Origin of the sequence: Variovorax soli, assembly GCF_031454625.1 — a bacterium.
In the GTDB taxonomy this organism is placed as follows: domain Bacteria; phylum Pseudomonadota; class Gammaproteobacteria; order Burkholderiales; family Burkholderiaceae_C; genus Variovorax; species Variovorax soli_A.
This window is the reverse complement of the sequence record NZ_JAVDRF010000017.1, coordinates 20,878-41,633: the sequence shown is the minus strand read 5'-3', so window position 1 is coordinate 41,633 and position 20,756 is coordinate 20,878. Positions and strand designations below refer to the sequence as shown.

Annotated in this window: 20 protein-coding genes and 2 pseudogenes; 11 read left to right on the top strand and 11 right to left on the bottom strand. The window is 68.0% G+C overall.

Going from position 1 to position 20,756, the window contains the following annotated elements; translation table 11 throughout:
* Positions 1–10 precede the first annotated feature (10 nt).
* The 11 genes and pseudogenes from J2739_RS26110 (at position 11) to J2739_RS26060 (ending at position 11,189) form a co-directional block, all read left to right on the top strand.
* Positions 11–838 carry an IclR family transcriptional regulator gene (locus J2739_RS26110; RefSeq protein ID WP_309907150.1) on the top strand — a complete coding sequence of 276 codons (828 nt, stop codon included), beginning with the start codon at positions 11–13 and terminating at the stop codon, positions 836–838.
* Between the two features lie 10 nt (positions 839–848).
* Positions 849–1,682: an SDR family oxidoreductase gene (locus tag J2739_RS26105; RefSeq protein WP_309907148.1), complete on the top strand. Its 834-nt coding sequence runs from the start codon at positions 849–851 to the stop codon at positions 1,680–1,682.
* Positions 1,675–3,372, top strand: coding sequence for a thiamine pyrophosphate-binding protein (locus tag J2739_RS26100; RefSeq protein ID WP_309907147.1), 1,698 nt, complete (start codon positions 1,675–1,677; stop codon positions 3,370–3,372). Before J2739_RS26105 ends, J2739_RS26100 begins: the two co-directional genes overlap by 8 nt.
* 9 nt (positions 3,373–3,381) lie before the next feature.
* Positions 3,382–4,182: an aspartate dehydrogenase gene (locus J2739_RS26095; protein WP_309907145.1), complete on the top strand. Its 801-nt coding sequence runs from the start codon at positions 3,382–3,384 to the stop codon at positions 4,180–4,182.
* Positions 4,183–4,188: 6 nt separating this feature from the next.
* Positions 4,189–5,664, top strand: a complete 1,476-nt coding sequence (locus tag J2739_RS26090) for an aldehyde dehydrogenase (RefSeq protein ID WP_309907143.1) — start codon at positions 4,189–4,191, stop codon at positions 5,662–5,664.
* A 14-nt stretch (positions 5,665–5,678) separates the two neighbouring features.
* Positions 5,679–6,653 (top strand): VOC family protein, encoded by a 975-nt coding sequence (locus J2739_RS26085; protein ID WP_309907141.1) that lies wholly within the window; start codon positions 5,679–5,681, stop codon positions 6,651–6,653.
* A gap of 101 nt (positions 6,654–6,754) precedes the next feature.
* Positions 6,755–7,714 (top strand): annotated as a pseudogene (locus tag J2739_RS26080) (Bug family tripartite tricarboxylate transporter substrate binding protein).
* 52 nt (positions 7,715–7,766) lie between these two features.
* Entirely contained in the window at positions 7,767–7,988 is a 222-nt protein-coding gene (locus J2739_RS26075; RefSeq protein ID WP_309907139.1) for a recombinase-like helix-turn-helix domain-containing protein, read from the top strand.
* A 12-nt stretch (positions 7,989–8,000) separates the two neighbouring features.
* Entirely contained in the window at positions 8,001–9,038 is a 1,038-nt protein-coding gene (locus tag J2739_RS26070) for a Rieske 2Fe-2S domain-containing protein (protein WP_309907138.1), read from the top strand.
* 43 nt (positions 9,039–9,081) lie between these two features.
* Complete coding sequence (locus tag J2739_RS26065) at positions 9,082–10,053, top strand: PDR/VanB family oxidoreductase (RefSeq protein ID WP_309907135.1); 972 nt, start codon at positions 9,082–9,084, stop codon at positions 10,051–10,053.
* A gap of 29 nt (positions 10,054–10,082) precedes the next feature.
* Positions 10,083–11,189, top strand: a complete 1,107-nt coding sequence (locus J2739_RS26060) for a porin (protein WP_309907133.1) — start codon at positions 10,083–10,085, stop codon at positions 11,187–11,189.
* A gap of 12 nt (positions 11,190–11,201) precedes the next feature.
* Here the strand turns inward: J2739_RS26060 and J2739_RS26055 are convergent, their stop codons facing one another.
* The 11 genes and pseudogenes from J2739_RS26055 to J2739_RS26005 form a co-directional block, all read right to left on the bottom strand.
* Positions 11,202–12,092 (bottom strand): methyltransferase, TIGR04325 family, encoded by an 891-nt coding sequence (locus tag J2739_RS26055; RefSeq protein ID WP_309907131.1) that lies wholly within the window; start codon positions 12,090–12,092, stop codon positions 11,202–11,204.
* Between the two features lie 20 nt (positions 12,093–12,112).
* Positions 12,113–12,376 carry a copper-binding protein gene (locus J2739_RS26050; RefSeq protein ID WP_309907277.1) on the bottom strand — a complete coding sequence of 88 codons (264 nt, stop codon included), beginning with the start codon at positions 12,374–12,376 and terminating at the stop codon, positions 12,113–12,115.
* Positions 12,353–12,823 (bottom strand): annotated as a pseudogene (locus J2739_RS26045) (cupredoxin domain-containing protein); the annotation flags it as partial. The gene J2739_RS26050 and the pseudogene J2739_RS26045, both read right to left, overlap by 24 nt.
* Positions 12,824–12,860: 37 nt before the next feature.
* The gene (locus tag J2739_RS26040) at positions 12,861–14,282 is read right to left on the bottom strand and encodes a multicopper oxidase family protein (protein WP_309907129.1); all 1,422 of its coding nucleotides are present in this window, start codon (positions 14,280–14,282) and stop codon (positions 12,861–12,863) included.
* Between the two features lie 24 nt (positions 14,283–14,306).
* Positions 14,307–15,722, bottom strand: coding sequence for a TolC family protein (locus J2739_RS26035; protein WP_309907127.1), 1,416 nt, complete (start codon positions 15,720–15,722; stop codon positions 14,307–14,309).
* Entirely contained in the window at positions 15,719–16,033 is a 315-nt protein-coding gene (locus J2739_RS26030) for a hypothetical protein (RefSeq protein WP_309907125.1), read from the bottom strand. The genes J2739_RS26035 and J2739_RS26030 overlap by 4 nt, the downstream gene beginning before the upstream one ends.
* Before the next feature lie 119 nt (positions 16,034–16,152).
* Entirely contained in the window at positions 16,153–16,578 is a 426-nt protein-coding gene (locus J2739_RS26025) for a hypothetical protein (RefSeq protein ID WP_309907124.1), read from the bottom strand.
* 52 nt (positions 16,579–16,630) lie between these two features.
* Positions 16,631–18,895, bottom strand: a complete 2,265-nt coding sequence (locus J2739_RS26020; protein ID WP_309907121.1) for a copper-transporting P-type ATPase — start codon at positions 18,893–18,895, stop codon at positions 16,631–16,633.
* 97 nt (positions 18,896–18,992) lie between these two features.
* A complete protein-coding gene (locus tag J2739_RS26015) occupies positions 18,993–19,574 on the bottom strand; it encodes a hypothetical protein (RefSeq protein WP_309907120.1) in 582 nt (193 codons plus the stop codon).
* Between the two features lie 101 nt (positions 19,575–19,675).
* Positions 19,676–20,155 (bottom strand): aminoacyl-tRNA deacylase, encoded by a 480-nt coding sequence (locus J2739_RS26010; protein ID WP_309907118.1) that lies wholly within the window; start codon positions 20,153–20,155, stop codon positions 19,676–19,678.
* 118 nt (positions 20,156–20,273) lie between these two features.
* Complete coding sequence (locus J2739_RS26005; protein ID WP_309907116.1) at positions 20,274–20,657, bottom strand: FHA domain-containing protein; 384 nt, start codon at positions 20,655–20,657, stop codon at positions 20,274–20,276.
* Positions 20,658–20,756: the final 99 nt, after the last annotated feature.

Genomic DNA, 20,756 nt, shown 5'->3' with positions numbered 1-20,756 from the left:
AACCTGAACCATGAGCAACGACCTGATCGAAGAGGGCGCCGAGCGCTACAACGTGCCGGCCCTGGAACGCGGCCTGCGCATGCTGTGCGAGTTCAGCCGCGAGAGCCGCACCCTGTCCGCGCCCGAGCTGGCGCGCCGCTTCGACCTGCCGCGCTCCACGGTCTTCCGCCTGCTCAGCACGCTGGAGAACATGGGCTTCCTGGAGCGCGCCGAAGGCGGCCGCGACTACCGCCTCGGGCTGGCGGTGCTGCGCCTGGGCTTCGAGTACCTGGCTTCGCTGGAGCTCACCCAGCTGGGCACGCCCTTGCTCAACCGCCTGTGCGAGGAACTGCGCACGCCCTGCAACCTGGTGGTGCGCGACGGGCGCTCCATCGTCTACGTGGCCAAGGTCGCGCCGCCTTCACCCTTTGCCAGCTCGGTCACGGTGGGCACGCGCCTGCCGGCCCATGCCACCGTGCTGGGCCGAATCCTGCTGGAAGACCTGACGCTGCCGCAGCTGCGCGCGCTCTATCCGGAAGACAAGCTGGAGACCTTCTCGCCGAGCACGCCGAAAACGGTCAACGAGCTCTTCGATATGGTCCAGGCCGACCGCGAGCGCGGCTACGTCCTGGGCGAGGGCTTCTTCGAGTCGAACATCTCCACCATCGCCGCGCCGGTGCGCGACCACAGCGGCCACATCGTGGCGGCGCTGGGGGCGACCGTCACCTCCGGCCACATCGACGAGTCCCGCATGGACGAGATGGTGCAGCGCGTGCGCGGCACGGCCGAGGAGATCTCGGGCCTGCTGAACTACGCGCCCGCCGGCAAGGCCAAGGTGGTCCCGCTGCGCAGCGCCTGAGGCCGACGACATGCCCGCATCCACCTCTTCCTTCTTCGCTGCCGATGCGCTGGCCGGCCGCGTGGCCGTGGTGACCGGCGGTTCGTCGGGCATCGGCCTCGCGACCGTCGAAGCCTTGCTCGATGCCGGCGCCTCGGTCGCGCTGTGCGGCCGCAATGCCGAGCGCCTGGAGCGCGCCGTGGAGGGCCTGCGCGAGAGCCGGCCGCAGGCCCGGCTCTTCGCCCAGCCCTGCGACGTGCTCGACCCCGCCTCGGTGAAGGCTTTCGCCGCGGCCAGCGAGGCGGCACTGGGCCCGGCCTCGATGCTGGTCAACAACGCCGGCCAGGGCCGCGTCTCCACCTTCGCCGACACCGAGGACGCCGCCTGGACCGAGGAGCTGCACCTCAAGTTCTTCTCCGTCATCCACCCGACGCGTGCCTTCCTGCCGCAGCTCGCGGCGCAGCGCACCGCTTGGGGCGATGCCGCCATCGTCTGCGCCAACTCGCTGCTGGCGCGGCAGCCCGAGCCGCACATGGTCGCGACCTCGGCCGCGCGCGCGGGCCTCCTGAACCTGGTGCGCTCCATGGCCACCGAGTTCGCGCCGCAGGGCGTGCGCGTCAACGGCATCCTGATCGGCCTGGTCGAGTCGGGCCAATGGCGCCGCCGCTTCGAGGCGCGCGAAGACAAGGCGCTGGGCTGGTCCTCATGGAGCGGCCGGCTCGCGCAGGACAAACACATCCCGCTGGGTCGCCTGGGGCTTCCGATCGAAGCCGCGCGCGCGATTCTTTTCCTGGCCTCGCCCCTCTCGTCTTACACGACGGGCAGCCACATCGACATCTCCGGAGGCCTTTCGCGCCATGCATAACCCATCCACTCCCGCGCAGGTCACGGCCGGTGCCGTCGTCGCCGCCTTCCTCGAGCAGTGCGGCGTCAAGGCTGCCTTCGGCGTGATCTCCATCCACAACATGCCGATCCTCGATGCCTTCGCGCAGCGCGGGGCGGTCCGCTTCATCTCCGCGCGCGGCGAGGCGGGCGCGGGCAACATGGCCGACGCCTATGCCCGCTCCACCGCCAGCCTGGGCGTGTGCGTGACCAGCACCGGCCCGGCCGCCGGCAACATCGCCGGCAGCATGGTGGAAGCCCTCACCGCCGGCGCGCCCGTGCTGCACATCACCGGCCAGATCGAGACGCCCTACCTGGACAAGGGCATGTCGTACATCCACGAGGCACCCGACCAGCTGGCCATGCTCAAGGCGGTCTCCAAGGCCGCCTTCCGCGTGCGCAGCGTCGACAACGTGCTCGGCACGCTCAAGCGCGCGGTGCAGGTCGCGCTCACGGCGCCCACCGGCCCGGTCAGCGTGGAGATCCCGATCGACATCCAGTCGGCGCTCGTCGCCATGCCGGCCGACCTGTCGCCGCTGCCCATCGAGGCCGCCTTGCCCTCGAAGGCCGGCCTCGACGCGCTGGCCGCGTACCTGGCGGCCGCCCGGCGCCCGATGCTGTGGATCGGCGGCGGCGCGCGCCACGCCCGCCACGCGATCCAGCGTCTTCAGAAGCTCGGCTTCGGCGTCGTCACGACCACGCAGGGCCGCGGCACGGTGCCCGAGGACGACCCCGGTTCGCTCGGGGCCTACAACATCCAGAAGCCGGTCGAGGCCTTCTACCAGCGCTGCGACGCGATGCTCGTCGTCGGCTCGCGGCTGCGCGGCAACGAGACGCTCAAGTACGAGCTCAAGCTGCCGCGTCCGCTGTACCGCATCGACGCCGATGCCGCCGCCGAAGGCCGCTGCTATGCGACCGATGCCTTCGTCTGCGGCGATGCCGCACTCGCGCTCGAAGGGCTGGCCGACCGCCTGGAGGCCATGCACTACAAGGCCGATCCGGCGCTGCTGACCGATCTGCGCGCCGCGCATGACGAAGCGGTCGCCACGTTGCGCGACGGCCTCGGCCCCTACGCCGAGCTCGTGCGCCAGATCCAGTCGGTGGCAGGGCGCAGCTTCAACTGGGTGCGCGATGTCACCGTCTCCAACAGCACCTGGGGCAATCGCGAACTGCGCATCTTCGAGCCGAGTGCGGGCGTGCATGCCACCGGCGGCGGCATCGGGCAGGGCATGCCGATGGCCATCGGCGCGGCCATCGGCGCGGCGGTGACCGGCTCGGGCCGCAAGACCTTCTGCCTGGCCGGCGACGGCGGCTTCATCCTCAACCTTGGCGAACTCGCCTGCATGGTGCAGGAAGAAGCGCCGATGGTGATCGTGCTCATGAACGACAAGAGCTACGGCGTCATCAAGAACATCCAGGACGCGCAGTACGGCGGCCGCCGCTGCTACGCCGATCTGCACACGCCCGACTATGCGCTGCTGTGCAAGTCGATCGCGCTGCCGCACGCCCGCGTGTCGCGCCTGGAGGATCTGAGAGGCCAGCTCGATGAGGCGCTGGCCGCGCGCGGCCCCTTCCTGCTGGAGATCGACATGCTCTCCGTCGGCGGCTTCAAGAGCACTTTCGCCGGCCCGCCGACCAACACCGTGACGCAGATCCCTGCGCTCGCGAAGTGAGGCACTGACATGTTGCGCGTGGCACTCATCGGTTGCGGCGCCATCGGGAGCTCGGTGATCGAGCTGCTCAAGGGCGACGCCTCGCTGGCGGTCGTGGCCGTGGTGGTCCCCCAGGAAGGCCTGGCCGCGGCGCAGGCGCTGCTGCAGAAGTTCGCGCCCGGCGTGCAGGCCGCGACGGCCGTGCCGGCCAGCGGCGTCGACCTGGTGGTCGAGACCGCGGGCCATGCGGCCATCGAGGAACACGTGCTGCCGGCGCTGCGGCGCGGCACGCCGTGCGTGGTGGCCTCGGTGGGCGCGCTGTCGGCGCAGGGCCTGGCCGAGAAGCTCGAGATCGCGGCCATCACCGGCGGCACCCAGGTGCAGCTGATCGCCGGCGCCATCGGCGGCATCGACGCGCTGGCCGCGGCGCGCATCGGCGGACTCGACAGCGTCCGCTACACCGGCCGCAAGCCGCCGCGCGCCTGGAAGGGCACGCCGGCCGAGCAGGGCCGCGACCTCGATGCGCTGAGCGCCGAATGCGTGATCTTCGAAGGCAGCGCGCGCGAGGCCGCCGCGCTGTATCCCAAGAACGCCAACGTGGCGGCCACCGTGTCGCTCGCGGGCCTGGGGCTGGACCGAACCCACGTGCGCCTGGTCGCCGACCCGGCGGTGGACGAGAACGTGCACACCGTCGAGGCCGAAGGCGCCTTCGGCCGCTTCGAGCTGAGCATGCACAACAAGCCGCTGGCGGCCAATCCCAAGACCTCCGCGCTCACCGTCTACAGCGCCGTTCGCGCCCTGCGCAACCGCGCCGCAGCGCTTGCCATCTGATTCATCATGATTTCCAACGAACTCCTACCCATCCACGTCGCCGGCGAATGGCGCCTGGGCGGCGGCGACGCCTACGAGAGCCTGTACCCGGCCACGGGCGAGCCCATCGCGCGCCTGAAGGCCGCGAACCTGGCCGATGTCGACGAGGCCATCGTGCGCGCCGACCTGGCCTTCCGCACCAGCGGCTGGGCGCAGAAGCTGCCGCACGAGCGCGCCGCCGTGCTGCACCGCGTCGCGCAGCTGATCCGCGATGAGGCCGAGCCGCTGGCGCAGAAGCAGCGCCTGGACAACGGCAAGCCGATCAACGAAACGCGCGCGCTGGTGGCGAGCGCGGCCGGCACCTTCCAGTTCTTCGCCGCCGCGCTGGAGACGCTGGAGGAGACCATCACGCCCTCGCGCGGCCCCTTCGTCACGATGAGCGTGCACGAGCCCATGGGCGTGGTGGCCGCCATCACGCCCTGGAATTCGCCGATCGCGAGCGAGGCGCAGAAGCTGGCGCCCGCGCTGGCCGCCGGCAATGCGGTGATCGTCAAGCCGGCCGAGGTCACGCCGCTGATGGCGCTGGAGCTGGCCCGCATCTGCGAGGCCGCCGGCGTGCCGAAGGGCATCGTGAGCGTGCTGCCGGGCAAGGGCTCGGTGATCGGCGATGCGATCACCAGGCATCCGCTGGTCAAGCGCGTGTCTTTCACCGGCGGCACCGCCACCGGCAAGCACATCGCCCATATCGCGGCCGACAAGATGATGCCGGTGTCGCTGGAGCTGGGCGGCAAGTCGCCCACCATGGTGCTGGAGGACGCCGACCTGGACCACGCGGTCAACGGCGTGCTCTACGGCATCTTCAGCTCCTCGGGCGAATCGTGCATCGCCGGCTCGCGTCTCTTCGTGGCGCGCCGCATCTACGACGAGTTCGTCACGCGCGTGGCCGAAGCGGCCAAGGCGCTGCGGGTGGGCGACCCGGCCTCGGAGCGCACCCAGATGGGACCGCTGATCACCGCGAAGCATCGCGAAAGCATCGAGCGCTACGTGGAGCTGGGCGTGTCCGAAGGCGGGCAGATCCGCACGGGCGGCGTGCGGCCGCATGGCGAAGGCCTCGAGCGCGGCTACTTCTACGCGCCGACCATCCTCGAAGGCCTCACGAACAGCGCGCGCATCAGCCAGGAAGAAGTCTTCGGCCCGGTGCTGGTCGCCATGCCCTTCGACGACGAGGAGACATTGATCGCGCAGGCCAACGACAGCGTCTATGCGCTGGCCGCCGGCATCTGGAGCCGCGACTTCAAGCGGGCCTGGCGCCTGGGGCGCGCGGTGCAGGCCGGCACGGTCTGGGTCAACACCTATAAGCAGTTCTCGGTCTCCACGCCCTTCGGCGGCTGGCGCGACAGCGGCCTGGGCCGCGAGAAGGGGCGCGAGGGCATCTTCCAGTACATGGAGCAGAAGAGCATGTACTGGGGCACCAACGAGCAACCGCTGCCGTGGGCCAACTGAAGGGAGTCATTGCCATGAGCGTTACCGGAATCGACCAGATCACCTATGCGGCGGACGACCTGCCGACCTGCCGCCGCTTTTTCTCCGACTGGGGCCTGGCGCTGAAGTCCGAGACGGCGGACCAACTCGTGTTCGAGTGCCTGAACGGCTGCCGCGTCGTCGTGGCGGCGATCGGCAAGCCCGGCTTGCCGGCCGCGATGGAGGAGGGCCCGACGCTGATCGAAGTGGTGTGGGGCGTCGAGAGCGAGGCCGATCTCGCGAGCTATGCCGTGGCCATTGCGCAAGATGCCGGCTTCGTCGAGGGCGAGGTCGAGGGCGCACGCCGTATCGGCTGCACGGACCCCAATGGACTTGCCGTGCGCCTGCAGGTCAGCCGCAAGCACGGCGTCGAGATCCAGTGCGGCGCGATGAACACCTGGAACGCCAAGCCCCGCATCAACCAGGCCGCGCCGATCTATGAACGCGCGACGCCCATCGAGGTGGGCCACGTCGTCTTCTTCGTCGCCGACGTGAAGGCCACCGGCGATTTCTATGCGAGTCGCTTCGGCTTCGTGGGCTCCGACAGCTACCCCCAGCGCGGCGCCTTCATGCGCTGCGCACCGGAGGGGGGGCATCACGACTTGTTCCTGCTGCAACTGCCCTCGGGCAAGCGCGGGCTCAACCACGTGGCCTTCACGGTGCGCGACATCCACGAGGTCTTCGGCGGCGGGCTGCATTTCTCGCGCTGCGGCTGGGAAACCCAACTGGGACCGGGCCGGCACCCGATCTCTTCGGCCTACTTCTGGTACTTCAAGAACCCGGCCGGCGGCCTGATCGAGTACTACGCCGACGAGGACCAGCTCACCGCCGATTGGCAGCCGCGCGAGTTCGAGCCGGGGCCGACCGTCTTCGCCGAATGGGCGGTCGACGGCGGGCTCGACGGGAACACGCGGCGGCAGAAGAACACGGATGCGCCCCAGGGCAAGTTCCTCACCGAAAAGAAATCATGACCCACTCCGCTTCCTGCTCGCGTCGCGCAGCCCGATTTGTCGAAGAGGCCCCGCCAGCGGCCAGGGCAGGCCGGTTGCGCGACGTGCTCCGAACCTGCGGCATCGCTGCGCTCGCCGCCCTTGGCTTCGCAGGCGCCTGCGCGCAGACGCCGGTCGAGAAGCAGCTCGCGAGCGACCGCTTCACCCTCGTCTCGCCGTTCCCGCCGGGCGGCCCGGTCGACACGCTGGCACGCGTGCTTTCCGAAGGCCTGGCCAAGCGCTATGGCCAGCCGGCGGTGGTCGAGAACCTGGCCGGCGCGGCCGGCAACATCGGCATCGACAAGGTCAAGCGCGCGAAGGGCGACGGCCACACGCTGCTGGTGGTGCCGGCCGGCAACCTCACGATCAATCCGACGCTGATGCCGAACTTCCCCTTCGACATCGAGAAGGACTTCGTGCCCGTCACCATGCTGGCCAAGGCGCCCAACGTGCTGGTGGCCTCGCCTTCGGCCGGCATCAAGAGCGCCAGGGAGCTGGTGGCGCAGGCCAAGGCCAAGCCGGGCACCCTGTCCTATGCCTCGCCGGGCGTGGGCAGCGGCCTGCACCTGGCCGGCGAGCTCTTCAAGCAGCAGGCCGGCGTCGACCTGCTGCACGTGCCCTACAAGGGCACGGCGCCGGCACTGAATGACGTGCTGGGCGGAGTGGTGCCGTTGATGTTCAGCAACCTGCCTGCCACGCTGCCCTTCATCAAGAACGGCAAGCTGGTCGCGCTGGGCGTGACCGAGGCCACGCGCAGCCCGGCCGCGCCGGAGATCCCGACCTTGGCGGAGCAGGGCATCCAGGGCGTGGCCGTCACCTCCTGGTACGGCCTGCTCGCACCCGCCGGCACGCCGCCGGCCGTGGCCGAGTAGTTGGCGCGGGATGCCGCCCAGATGCTGGCGCAGCCCGAGGTGCGCGAGCGCCTGAAGGCCCAGGGCATGACCGAGGCCACCATGAAGCCCGGCGAGTTCGCCAGCGCCATCCGCGACGAGACCGCCATGTGGGCCAGGATCATCAAGGCCCGCAACATCGTGGCCGAGTGAGACGCGCCGTCGCAGCCCGAATCCATTTCTCGTTTTTTGCCGGAGACCCACGATGCAACAAGACCGCTACCTCCAACCCCACCAGGCGCGCCAGCGCCCCGCCACGACCTACGAAGACCTGCTCGGCGATGCGATCGAGCGCGCGTTCGGCGACGGGGTCCACGACCTCGCCGGCCTGGTCGAACGGCTCAACGACAGCGGCCTCGCCACGCCCGGAGGCCAGCGCTGGACCGAAGACCTGTACCGCCTCGAAATGGCCAAGCTCGGCGCCTGAGGAGAACACACCATGACCACGATCGCCATCCAACCCGTCGCGCAAGACCCGGTGGACCATCTGCTCGAGATCGGGCTGAAGGACCTCTGGTATCCGATCTGCCCCTCGCACTTCATCGGCGAGAACCCCGTCTCCCTGCGCCGCCTGGGCCGCAAGCTCGCGCTGTGGCGCGACGGCGAGGGCAAGCTGCATGCGCTGGAGGACCGCTGCCCGCACCGCGGCGCGCCGCTGTCGCAGGGCGTGATCCTGGGCGACCGCCTGTCCTGCCCTTACCACGGCGTCGAGGTGCGCCATGACGGCGTGGTCACGCGCGTGCCCGGCAGCCCGGGCTGCAAGCTCGAGGGCTCGAAGGCCACGCGCCACTTCCACCTGGAGGAGCGCGCCGGTGCGGTGTTCCTCTACAACTCGAAGGAGTCGGTCGACGTGCCGCCGCCGCTGGTGCTGCCCGAGCAGCTCACGGACGATGCGCAGTACGCCTCCTTCCTCTGCTACGCCGAGTGGAAGGGCGACTACCGCTACGTGCTGGACAACGTGATGGACCCGATGCACGGGACCTTCCTGCACAAGCAGTCGCACTCGATGGCCGAGGGCGAGTCGCAGGCCAGGTTCGGCGTTCGCCCCACCGACCACGGCTTCGTCTTCGAGAAGGAAGGCCAGCGCAACGTGAACTTCGACTGGACCGAGTGGGCCGACACCGGCATCCACTGGATGCGGCTGGAGATTCCGTACCCGCGCACCGGCGGGCCCGGCGGCAACTTCATCATCGTCGGCGCCTTCGCGCCCATGACAAAGGGCATGACCGCGACCTTCTTCTGGCGCGTGCGCAAGCTGGCGCCGGGCTGGGAGCGCGACACCTGGCGCTTCCTCTACAAGAACCGCCTGGAGGCGCGCCACTGGCACGTGCTGGAGCAGGACCGCGTGATGCTCGAAGACATGGAGCCTGACGCCAACCAGCACGAGAACCTGTACCAGCACGACCTCGGCATCGTGCGGCTGCGGCGCCACATGCGCAACCTGGCGCAGGCGCAGCTGGAGCAGGCGGCGGCCTGACCGGTCCCACGCCTCCAACGCTCTTTTTTCGAGGTTCCCAGCCATGTCTTCCCCCACGCTGAATGCGCTCGTGCACACCATGCGCTACGAGGCCGACGGCATCGTCAGCGTCGAGTTCCGGCCGGCTTCGCCCGAGGTGGAATTCCCCGCCTTCGAGGCCGGCTCGCACATCGACCTGCACCTGCCCAACGGCCTGGTGCGCAGCTACTCGCTGTGCAACCCCTGCAGCGACCGCCAGCGCTACGTGGTCGGCGTGGCCAACGACCGCAAGAGCCGCGGCGGCTCGCGCTACGTGCACCAGCAGTTGCGCGTGGGCATGACGCTGCCGATCTCGGCGCCGCGCAACAACTTCAAGCTGGAGGAGGGCGCCGAGCACTCGGTGCTGGTGGCCGGGGGCATTGGCGTCACGCCGATCTGGTGCATGCTGCAGCGCCTGGTCGCCATCGGCAAGCCGGTGGAGATGATCTACTGCGCGCGCAACCGCAAGGAGGCCGCCTTCTGCGACGCCATCGAGGCGCTGGCGCGCGAGAACAAGGTTGCGCTGACCTGGCACTTCGATGCCGACAAGGGCGCGCCGCCCGATCTCCCGGCGATGCTGGCCGGCAAGAGCGCAGCCAGCCACTTCTATTGCTGCGGCCCGGCGCCCATGCTCGACGCCTTCGAGAAGACCTGCGAGCAGATGGGCTATGCGCACGCGCACGTCGAGCGATTCGCCGCCGCGCACGTGGAGGCGCCCAGCGCCACCGAGACCTACGTGGTCGAGTGCGCCAGGAGCGGCAAGAGCGTGGAGGTGCCGCCGGGCAAGTCCATCCTCGACAGCCTGATCGACGCCGGCCTCAACCCGGACCACAGCTGTAAGGAAGGCGTGTGCGGCGCCTGCGAGACGAAGATCGTCTCGGCCGGCGAGATCGAGCACCGCGACGGCATCCTCAGCAAGGCCGAACGGGCCGCCAACAAGACCATGATGATCTGCGTCTCGCAATGCAGACGTGGGCCGCTGGTGCTGGACATCTAGTTTCCCAACTCTCTTTCCAAAAAAATCCAATGAAGAAGTCTCTTGTGGCCGCGGCCGCATGCGCGGCTGCGGCCGGCGCGTGGGCGCAATCCTCTTCGGTCCAGGTCTTCGGCGTCGTCGATGCCGCCGTCGCCTACACCACCGGCTCGGGCTACGGCTCCGCCAGCAAATGGCAGCTCACCAACAGCGGCAACACCTTCAGCCGCCTCGGCTTTCGCGGCACCGAGGACCTGGGCGGCGGCCTGGCCGCCGGCTTCTGGCTCGAGGCCGGGTTGCAGAACGACAACGGCACGGGCTTCAACACGAACACCAACAACCAGGCCAGCGGCGCGGCCGGTCCCGGCCTGCTGAGCTTCAACCGGCGTTCCACCGTGAGCTTCTCCGGCGGCTTCGGCGAGCTGCGCCTGGGCCGCGACTACACGCCGACCTTCTGGAACACCGCGCTCTACGATCCCTTCGGCACGGGCGGAGGCATCGGCGCCAACCAGCTGTACTTCTCGGGCCTGGGCGGCCTCACGGCGCCGACGGGTACGCGCGCGTCCAATAGCATCGGCTACTTCCTGCCGCCGAACCTGGGCGGCTTCTATGGCCAGGCGATGTACGCGATGGGCGAGAACGACAGCCGCTCCGTGCTGCCCGGCACGCTGCGCTCGAACCGGGACGACGGCGACTACGCGGGGATTCGGGTGGGCTACCTCAACGGGCCGTTCAATGTGACGCTCGCCACCGGCAAGACCCGCTTCGCGACGGGCGACCTGCGGGTGTCGAACATCGGTGCCTCCTACGTCTTCGAGCAGTGGATGGGCTTCAAGCTGATGGGCGAGCTCTACCGCGAGTCGCTGGGCGCGGTCGACGGCAAGGGCGCGCTGCTGGGGTTCATCCTTCCGGTCGGCGTGGGCGAGATCAAGGCCTCGTATGCGCGCTACAAGCGCGAGCCCGCGGGCAATGTGCCGGAACCCACGACCTCCAAGCTGGCGCTGGGCTATGTCTACAACCTGTCGAAGCGCACGGCGCTCTACGGCACGCTGGCCTATCTGCGCAACCGCAACGGCGCGGCGCAGGCGCTGGCCGGTTCCATCACGGCGCCCAATCACGCGTCGAGGGGCACGGAGTTCGGCATGCGTCACGCCTTCTAGCCTGCTGGATCGTCAGGCCGGCACGCTTGCCGTGCCGCCTTCCCTGGGTGGACTCGCTTTGGGTTCGGCCGCGAAGTACAGCCCCGTGAAGGACGGGAAAGAGCGTTCCGGGTAGCCGGGCACATAGAGGGAGCGCTCATGGACCGCCCATCGGTCGCGAAGCGTGTAGCCCAGCCCTTCGACACTGCGGATGAAGCTGCCGCGATTGAAGACGTGCAGGGGTGCAAAGCATCCTTCGCCAATGTTCTGTGTCGTCACGAAGTCCTCGCCTTCATAGAGCGGCAGCTTGTTGAGAAGCAGGTGCAAGGGCATTTCGACACATCGCTTGAGCAGGTCGCCCGGCCGGGCATCTTCCATGTATTGGAGGGCGCCCGAAGCGATCCAGATGTCGACACCTGGACGGTCGAGGCCTTCCTGAAGGTCCTCTGTGAAGGAGAGTGCCGCGGCCCCGTGCTCTTCAGCGAACCGGCGGCCGATGGACACCATGGCCGGCACTTCGACGATATGCCAGCTCAAGGAAGCGGGCATCTCGATGTACCTTCGATAGGCGTAGTAGTGGACCCCCACCGAACCGCCAATGTCGAGAATGCGCGTGCAGCCGTGGCGAAATGCTTCGTTGAGCCACCACATCACCGGGTAGTCGTAGGCGAAAACCTGCTGTGTCCGGACGTTGATGAACTCGGCGGCCAGGGCCTCCTCGTCGAATTCGGGGCTGGAGGGCAACCATTCGCGCGCGGCCCTGAAGCTGTCGAACACGCCGAAGTAGAAGCCATAGCCTTGTCCGGCAAGAAAGTGCTTGCGCCGCCAGCGCAGCAATGCCGGCCGAGTGAGCGGCCCTTCCAGGAGTTCCCGAATGATCCGCGAGACGCTGGGATGTGTCATTGGGACCTGCTCCTCGGACATGCGCCGTCAGGTGGGCCGGGCTACCTGACCGCCTCGATCCTGGTCACCGTGAACTTGCCGCCGATCTTCTCGGCCTCGAACCGGACCTTGTCCCCGACCTGGAGCGTGTCCAGCATGGCTTCGTCCTTCACCTGGAAAACCATCGTCATGCCCGGCATGTCGAGGTTCTTCAGCGGGCCATGTTTGAGTGTGAGCTTTTTGCCGTCTTTGTCTATCTTCCGGATTTCCCCTTCCGTGAGCTCGGCAGCGGCGGCTGAACCTTCGACGTTCACGGCGCCTTTCATGCCGGCCTCGTAGTGACCCGGCTGCAGGCAGGCAAAGTTCACTTTCCCGGCCTTCGTGAACTGCCACACGATCTCGCCCGTCTGGCCGGCGGCGAGCGTCACCATGTTCGGATCGGCGTGCTCCATCCCGGGGTTCTTCTTCATCACTTCATAGTGCGCCTTCAACGCTTCCTCCGTGCCGAGCACCAGCTCGTGCTTGAGCTTTCCGGAGTTGGTGACGACGAAGCGCACGGTGTCGCCCTGCTTCACGTCGATGCCGGAGGGATTGAAGCGCATGGCGTCCGTCATCTCGACGTTGACGGTGCGCGTCGCATTCGCGGCGATGCCGGGTGCGCCGATCGCGTCGGCATGGTCGTGCCCGCCGGCATGGTTGCCGCCTGCGGAAGTGCCGGTGCTCGTCAGTACGAGCAATGCCGCCAGGGCCGTGTTGCAAAGCGTGTTTTTCATGAGGATTCCTTCGGATGTGAAAAAGGGTGAAACGGTGTCAGTGGCCTGCGTGGCTTGACGGGCCTGCGGGCTTGCGAACCTGGACTTCGATGTCCTGGGCCGGCATGTTCTGCGCCGGCATGGCGGCCGCGCCGCCGCCCCGGGCGCGCGGTGCCTCGGGCAACTGCCCGTCGAACTCGTAGGCCACCGTGCCTTGCGGATGCTTGAACCAGCCGGGATTCGAGTAGTCGCCTGGCTTCTGATTCCGGCGCACCTTGACCATGCTGAACATGCCGCCCATCTCGACCGAGCCGAAGGGGCCTTCACCGCCCATCATCGGCGCCGTGTTGTCGGGGATGGGCATCTCCATCTCGGTCATGTCGGCCATGCCGCGCTCGCCCATCACCATGTAGTCGGGCACCAGCTTCGTGATCTTCTTCACCATGTCCTTGTGGTCGACGCCGATCATGGTGGGGACGTCATGGCCCATGGCGTTCATGGTGTGGTGGCTCTTGTGGCAGTGGAAGGCCCAGTCGCCTTCCTCGTTGGCGATGAACTCGACCTGGCGCATCTGCCCGACGGCGACATCGGTCGTCACCTCGTGCCAGCGGGTGCTCTTCGGCGTCGGGCCGCCGTCGGTGCCCGTGACCATGAATTCGTGCCCGTGCAGATGCATCGGGTGATTGGTCATGGTCAGGTTGCCGAAGCGGATGCGCACCTTGTCGTTCAGGCGCACGTTGAGCGAGTCGATGCCCGGAAAGATGCGGCTGTTCCACGACCAGAGGTTGAAGTCCAGCATGGTCATGATCTTCGGCGTCGCGCTGCCGGGCTCGATGTCATAGGCATTGAGCAGGAACACGAAATCGCGGTCGACTTCGTCGATCAAGGGGTGCCGGGCCTTGGGGTGCGTGACCCAGAAGCCCATCATGCCCATCGCCATCTGCGTCATCTCGTCGGCATGCGGGTGGTACATGAAGGTGCCGGGGCGGCGCGCCACGAACTCGTAGACGAAGGTCTTGCCGGGCTGGATGGCCGGCTGGGTCAGGCCCGTGACGCCGTCCATGCCGTTGGGGATGCGCTGCCCGTGCCAGTGGATGCTGGTGTGTTCGGGCAGCTTGTTGGTGACGAAGATGCGCACCCGGTCGCCCTCGACCACCTCGATCGTGGGCCCCGGCGACTGGCCGTTGTAGCCCCACAGGTGCGCCTTGAAGCCGGGCGCCATTTCGCGCACGACGGGTTCGGCGACCAGGTGGAATTCCTTGACGCCGCTGTTCATGCGCCATGGGAGCGTCCAGCCGTTGAGCGTGACGACGGGGTTGTAGGGGCGCCCCGTCGCCGGCGCCAGCGGAGGCATCGTGTCCGGCGTGGTCTGAAGCACCGGCTCCGGCAAGGCGGCCATGGCCACCTTGCCGACGGATGCGGCTGCGATGACGCCGGTGATGGCACCGGCACCGGTGAGGAAGTTGCGTCTGTGGGTCATGTCGTTCGAAGTGGATGAGGCCGCTCAGTGGGCGGCGCCGGAAGAAGCCGGCGGATTCATGGTTGCCGCCGGTGCGGCCATGGGCGTGGGCTTGCCGATCACCGCTGCCGCGAGTGCAGCGTCGGCCAACCAGAACTGCTGCTGGGCGTCGATGGCTTTGTTCACGCTCGCGATCTGGTCGCGCGCCTCGGCCAGCAGCTCGAAGACGCCGATCAGCATGCCGTTGTAGCGAAGCACGTTCTCGTCGGCCATGGTCTGGCGCAGCGGCACGATCTCGTCGCGGTAGTGGCGCGCGATGTCATAGGCGGTGCGGTAGGCCGAATAGCTCTCTCGCAGCTGCGAGGTCGCGCCACGAACCGTGCTGTCGTAGCGGTTCGCCGCCGCCAGCGCCTGCGCATCCAGCGCATCGCGTTGCACCGACCCCCCATCGAAGAGAGGCAGGCGGAGGTCGAGCTCGAATCCGCGGCGCGTGCCGCGGCTGCCGCCATCGAAGACGGTGTCGCGCCGCACTCCGGCCTCGGCATCGATGAAGGTCGACAGCAGATTCAAGCCCTGGGACTTGCCCGCGACGTCGAGCTGCGCCCGGGCCAGCTGAACATCCAGGCGCTGCTCGCTGGCCGTCATCCCCACATCGCGTGCTTCGCGGGGAGTCTTGGGCAGGTCCGGAAGACGCTCGGGCAGCGTCAACCGGGCCGCCTGCGCGTCGTCGAGACCCAGGGCGCGGACGAGTTCCTCGCGCGCCGAGGTCGCGCCGTGAAGCGCCGAGGCGAGCTGCGTGGTGGCATCGGCATAGAACACCTGCTGGCGCGCACGCTGCAGCTTGCTGAAGTTGCCGACCTGCTGCATGCGCCGCGCGAGTTCCGCGCTGGCCTCGGCCGATTCCTTGACCTGCTCGGCGTACTGCAGCGACTGCTGAGCCGCGACGGCGCGTACCCATGCCTGCCTCACCTGGGTGACCTGGTCCACGACCATCCCGGTCAGCTGAACCTGCGCCACAGCGGCCTGGCTGCGAGAGATCGATACCCGCTGCGGCAGCAGCAGAAGGTCGACCAGACCGAAGGACAGCAAGCGCCCGATCTCGAGCTCGTCGCCCAGGCGCATGCGCTCGAACGTGAAGATGGGATTGGGCAGCCGGCTCCTCTGGTTGGCCGCGGCGATGTCGACCCAGCTTTGCGCGATCAGCGCCTGGACCGCAGGGCTGTTCGCGAGCGCCAGGCGCACTGCGTCGTCCTGGGACAAGGGCTTGCTCAGCAGCTCTTGCGAGAGCGCCGCGCGCGCTTCTCGCTGATCCTTGGTACGGCTGAGCTCGAGCTTTCCGGCCGTGAACTGCGAAGCCGAGGCATTCGTCTCCTTCAGCGCATCGTCGATGCCGACAGAGGCACAAGCTGTCAGCAATGCGGCGGGGAGGGCGGCAAGGGCGATCCGAAGGGGGCGCCTCATGGCTTGTCCTTCTTCGGCGTGGGCGGCATCGGCATGGCATGGCCGGCATGCGGATCGGACGCAGCAGCGTCCTCGTTGGCATAGGCTTGCCAGCCGCCGCGCCGGCGAACGGTCTCGTTGGCCTCCTTCCAGGAAGCAGGCTTCTCCTCTGTGAAAGGCTTGTAGCCCTCCATGGCCGATCGGAATCTCGGAGCCGACGCGGGTTCGGTGGCGACCGCGCTCGATGGTGCAGGGTCGGTCTGGGCGCCCGAGGCGAATGCCGCCAGGGCCGGCAAGACCACCAGCCAACGGGCTGGCAAGAAAGTGGACATGGAAATCCTCGCGATGTCATGAACGGCATGTCGTCAGCGGCCCGTGAAGGGGGGTGACGGCATGAGCGACGCATACGCGTCCGCACGCCGGCAGGATGGCTGCCGGGTGCTCGACGCGGTCAGGCGCGAGGTGGCTTGTGAGGAACGCGAGGCGAGACCGTTGCCATCGCGCGGAAGGGTTCGGCCAACTGGGCCTGGGGGAGGCCGTAGAGGAGGGACACCAGGACGGTGGGCGTCATTCCGACCGAGTGACATGCGGCGCAGTTGCCGCATTTGTGGGAAGCAGCGACCCCGTCGTCCTGCGTGCTCGCGGCGTCGTGAGGGTCCGCACCATCGTCGCTGCTCGCATTCAGCGGGTGGTGATGGCCACCGCCCGGCGACGCGTGGTCGTGCAGGCTGTGAGCGTGCAGGCTGTGATCGTGAGCCGCGACCATCGCCGGCGGCGCCGCCTCGGGTGCGCAAAATGCCATGACCGCGGCCGCATAGCCCTGGAAGGGCACGGCCAGCATCATGAACCACAGCAGGAATGCGCGCAGACGAAGCATCGGATCAAATTCTAAAGGGGCAGTCGATGCGTGCCGCCGCGTTTTTGAACCCTCATGAACCCTCCACCCGCGTGGCGCGCAAGCGCAAGGCGTTGGCAATCACGCTGACCGACGACAACGCCATGGCCGCGGCGGCCATGACCGGCGAAAGCAGGACGCCAAGAAATGGATAGAGCACGCCGGCGGCGATCGGAATGCCCGCGACGTTGTAGGCGAAGGAAAGAAAAAGGTTCTCGCGGATATTGCGCATGGTGTGACGAGAGAGCCGGCGGGCGCGCACGATGCCCATCAGGTCGCCCTTGAGCAAGGTGACGCCTGCACTCTCCATCGCCACGTCGGCGCCGGTGCCCATGGCGATGCCGACATCCGCCGCGGCGAGGGCCGGTGCGTCGTTCACGCCGTCGCCGGCCATGGCAACGACCTTGCCCTCCTTCTTCAGCCGCTCGACGACCGAGGCCTTGTCCTGTGGAAAGACCTCGGCGATCACCTCGTCGATGCCGAGCTCGCGCCCGACTGCCTCGGCGGTGGTCCTGCCGTCGCCGGTCAGCATCACGATCCGGATGCCGGCTGCGCGCAGTGCCCGCAGCGCTTCCGGGGTGCTGGCCTTGATCGGGTCTGCGATCGCCACGAAGCCGGCCAGCCGGCCATCCAGCCCGACGAAGATCACCGTGGCCGAGCGCCGGCGCTGTTCCTCCGCCCGGTCGGCCAGGGCGCCCGTGTCGATGTGGTGCTCGGCGAGGAACCTGGCGCTGCCGCAGACCACGCGCGTGCCATCGACACTGCCGAGGATGCCCTTCCCGACCGGCGAGTCGAAATCGGCCACGGCGGAAAGGGGGAGCTTGCGTTCGTTCGCCTCCGCCACGATGGCCGCGGCCAGCGGATGCTCGCTGGCGCGTTCCGCACTGGCGAGCTTTTGCATCAGCTGCTGCGCATCGAAGCCGGCGGCGGGCGCGACATGGACCACGCGCGGCCGGCCTTCGGTGAGCGTGCCCGTCTTGTCGACCACCAGCGCATCGACCTTCTCCATGCGCTCGAGCGCCTCGGCGTCGCGGATCAGCACGCCGAGCTGCGCGCCACGGCCCACGCCGACCATGATCGACATGGGCGTCGCCAGCCCGAGTGCACACGGGCAGGCGATGATGAGCACGGCAACCGCGGCGACGAGCGCATAAGAGAGCGCCGGCGTCGGACCCCAGAACAGCCAGGCGGCGAAGGTCAGCACCGCCACGGCAACGACCGCGGGCACGAACCAGCCCGCCACCTGATCGGCCATGCGCTGGATCGGCGCGCGGCTGCGCTGGGCGGCGGCCACCATCTGCACGATCTGGGCGAGCAGCGTGTCCGCACCCACCTTCTGCGCGCGCATCACGAAGCCGCCGGTCTGGTTGAGCGTCCCTGCGGTCAGCGACGCGCCGGGCGTCTTGGCCACGGGCATCGGCTCACCGGTCACCATCGATTCGTCGACCGTGCCCTTGCCCTCGGTCAGTTCGCCATCGACGGGGATCTTCTCTCCCGGGCGAACGCGCAGCAGATCCCCGACCCGGACGGCCTCCAGCGCGACGCTTTCGTCGCTGCCGTCAGGCCGCACGCGCATCGCATTCTTGGGCGCGAGATCGAGAAGTGCGCGAATCGCGCCGGAGGTCTTCTCGCGTGCGCGCAGCTCGAGCACCTGCCCGAGCAGCACCAGCACCGTGATGACCGCTGCCGCTTCGAAGTAGATGGCGACGGAGCCGTCGTGGCCTCGAAACTCGGCAGGGAAGACCTGCGGTGCGAGCGTACCCACCATGCTGTAGAGCCAGGCGACGCCCGTCCCGAGCGCGATCAGCGTGAACATGTTCAGGCTGCGATGGCGGATCGAGGCCCATGCGCGGACGAAGAAGGGCCAGCCGGCCCAGAGGATCACCGGCGTGGCGAAGAGGAGTTGAACCCAGTTCGATCGTTGCTGCGGAATGAACGAGTGGATGTCCACCAGATGGCCGCCCATCTCCAGGACGAAGACCGGCAGCGTCAGCACCAGTCCGATCCAGAAACGCCGCGTCATGTCGCGCAGTTCCGGACTGTCGCCCGTCTGTGCGGTGGCGAGCACCGGCTCCAGCGCCATGCCGCAGATCGGGCACTGGCCGGGGCCCATCTGCCGCACCTGCGGGTGCATCGGGCAGGTGTACTCCACGTCCTTGCCGGTCCGTGCCGGGGCATGCGTCGGCCCCTCTGCCTGCCCCGCGCCGGCGTTGTGGACATGATGGGCGGCAGACCCCGGCGCGTGAGCATGGGCCTGGTGTGCGTGAGGCGGGTGCGAGGCGTGGGCTTTCGATGGCATGGTCTGTTGCAGTGGCAGAAGCCAGTCTGAACCTTCCCCCCTGGGAAAGGTCAAGCGGGCGTGCCACCGACGGCGCCACCTTCGTCACCCGGCGCGCTCACTCCAGGTAGTCGAGGAACAGGGGAATCACGTCCTGCAGGAAGGCGACTTCCTCTTCGGCGATGCTGCGCGGTTCCACGTCGAAGTGAATGAAGGTGCCATAGAGTGTCCCGTCCTCGCGCTTCAGCAGGCGCCCATAGTAGGACTCGACGAGGCCGTCGTAGGGGCTTGGCAGGCGCTGGTCGCTGGAGACATGGTAGGTCGCGAACTCGCCTTCGCGAATGGCGAACTGGCAGAAGCTCTTGTCCAGTGGCACCGCCTTGAGCCAGCTGCGGTATTCGGCGATGCGATCGAAGACGTGGATGGCCTCCATGGTCTCGCCGGCCAGCTTGTAGATGGCGGTGTAGCGATACGGCGTCCTGTCGTTGAGCAGGGCCAGCGCAGGGCGGATCCCATGCTTGGCAAGAACACTGCGAACCGCCGCCGTCTGGGCGGGCAAGTCGATCTCGTGCATGAGGATCTCAAGGATGGATGAGGGGCTTGGGGCTTGGGGCTTGGTGCCGATGGTGGTGCGGAATTTTAGGAAGCGCTCGCCGGCGGCAAGACGCGCGAGGGCAATCTCCTCGATCAAGTGGGGCAATTGAGCACTGCCATCATCAGGTCACAGCAGGCGCCGAAGATCCGGCAGGGAGGTCATGAAGGATGAAGGCCTCACGAATCGCGCAGGACCGCCGGCACTCGTCAATGCATCGGGGACTTGCTGAAGCACCCGTGCGGCTGGGCACTCATGAGTGCGTGGAACTGCTCGTGCGACATCCGCAGCAGTTGCTCGTGGTCGCCGACCTCCATGTAGACGACATCGTTGCTTTCGAGCTCGTCATCGACCAGGGTCGGAATGCCCCAGGCCATGCCGACCGGCGGCACCGCGCCGCGCTCGCAGTCCTCGAAGAGCGCGGCGATGCGATCCTCGTCGGCCAGCCGAAGCCGGTAGCGGCCGGCGAGGCGCGAGAACTCGCCGACCATGAGAACTCTGTCGGCAGGCAGGACGGCCATCACGCAGCCGTCGTCGTCCTGGAGGATGACCGACTTGGCCAGTTGGCTCGCGGGAACATGCGCGCTGCGTGCCGTCTCCGCGCTGCTGCGGCTGTGGTCGTGCGTGCAGATTTCGTACTGGGTGCCGCGCTGCGCGAGATAGCTGGTCAGATGCGAGGGGAGGGACATGGCATCTCCTTGTGCGAAGTCGCCGGCCGGTCCGATGGGCCCAGGCCGAGCCTGGCAGTTTGCGCCGGCGGACCTTCGACCGCAAGGCCCGAAATGCCTGTCCCTCCGTCGCGGGGCATCAAGATGTCAACAAGCTGTGCCCGCTCGAATCGACCAGTTCCGCCCGCATATCCGGCGGGGAGGGCAGGGACTCCACCACCACCTCGACATAGTCCTCCTCGGCGATGAAGCGAGCGATGCATTCGCCGAGGGTGAAGGTGTCGCCGCTGGCCAGGGCTCTGGCATGGACCTTCTTGCCGTTGTGGCAAAGGCCGTTCCTGCTCCAGAGGTCGATGAGGATGAAGAAGGGCCCCGCGGCGTCGATGACGGCGTGGAAACGGCTGACGCGTGCATCGTCGAGGACGACGTCATTGGAAAGCGCACGTCCCAAGGTCGTTCGCGGCCGCTTCAGCGTCACCAGTTCCGCTCGTCCGTTGGGTCCTTCGATCAGGAGTCTGTGCATGACACATTTCTTAACCCACCCGCAAGACATTGCGCGTAAGAAGAAAGCGCTACAAGCTGCCGGGTTCAGAACGCCTGCGCCGAAGGGGAGCTCAAGGAG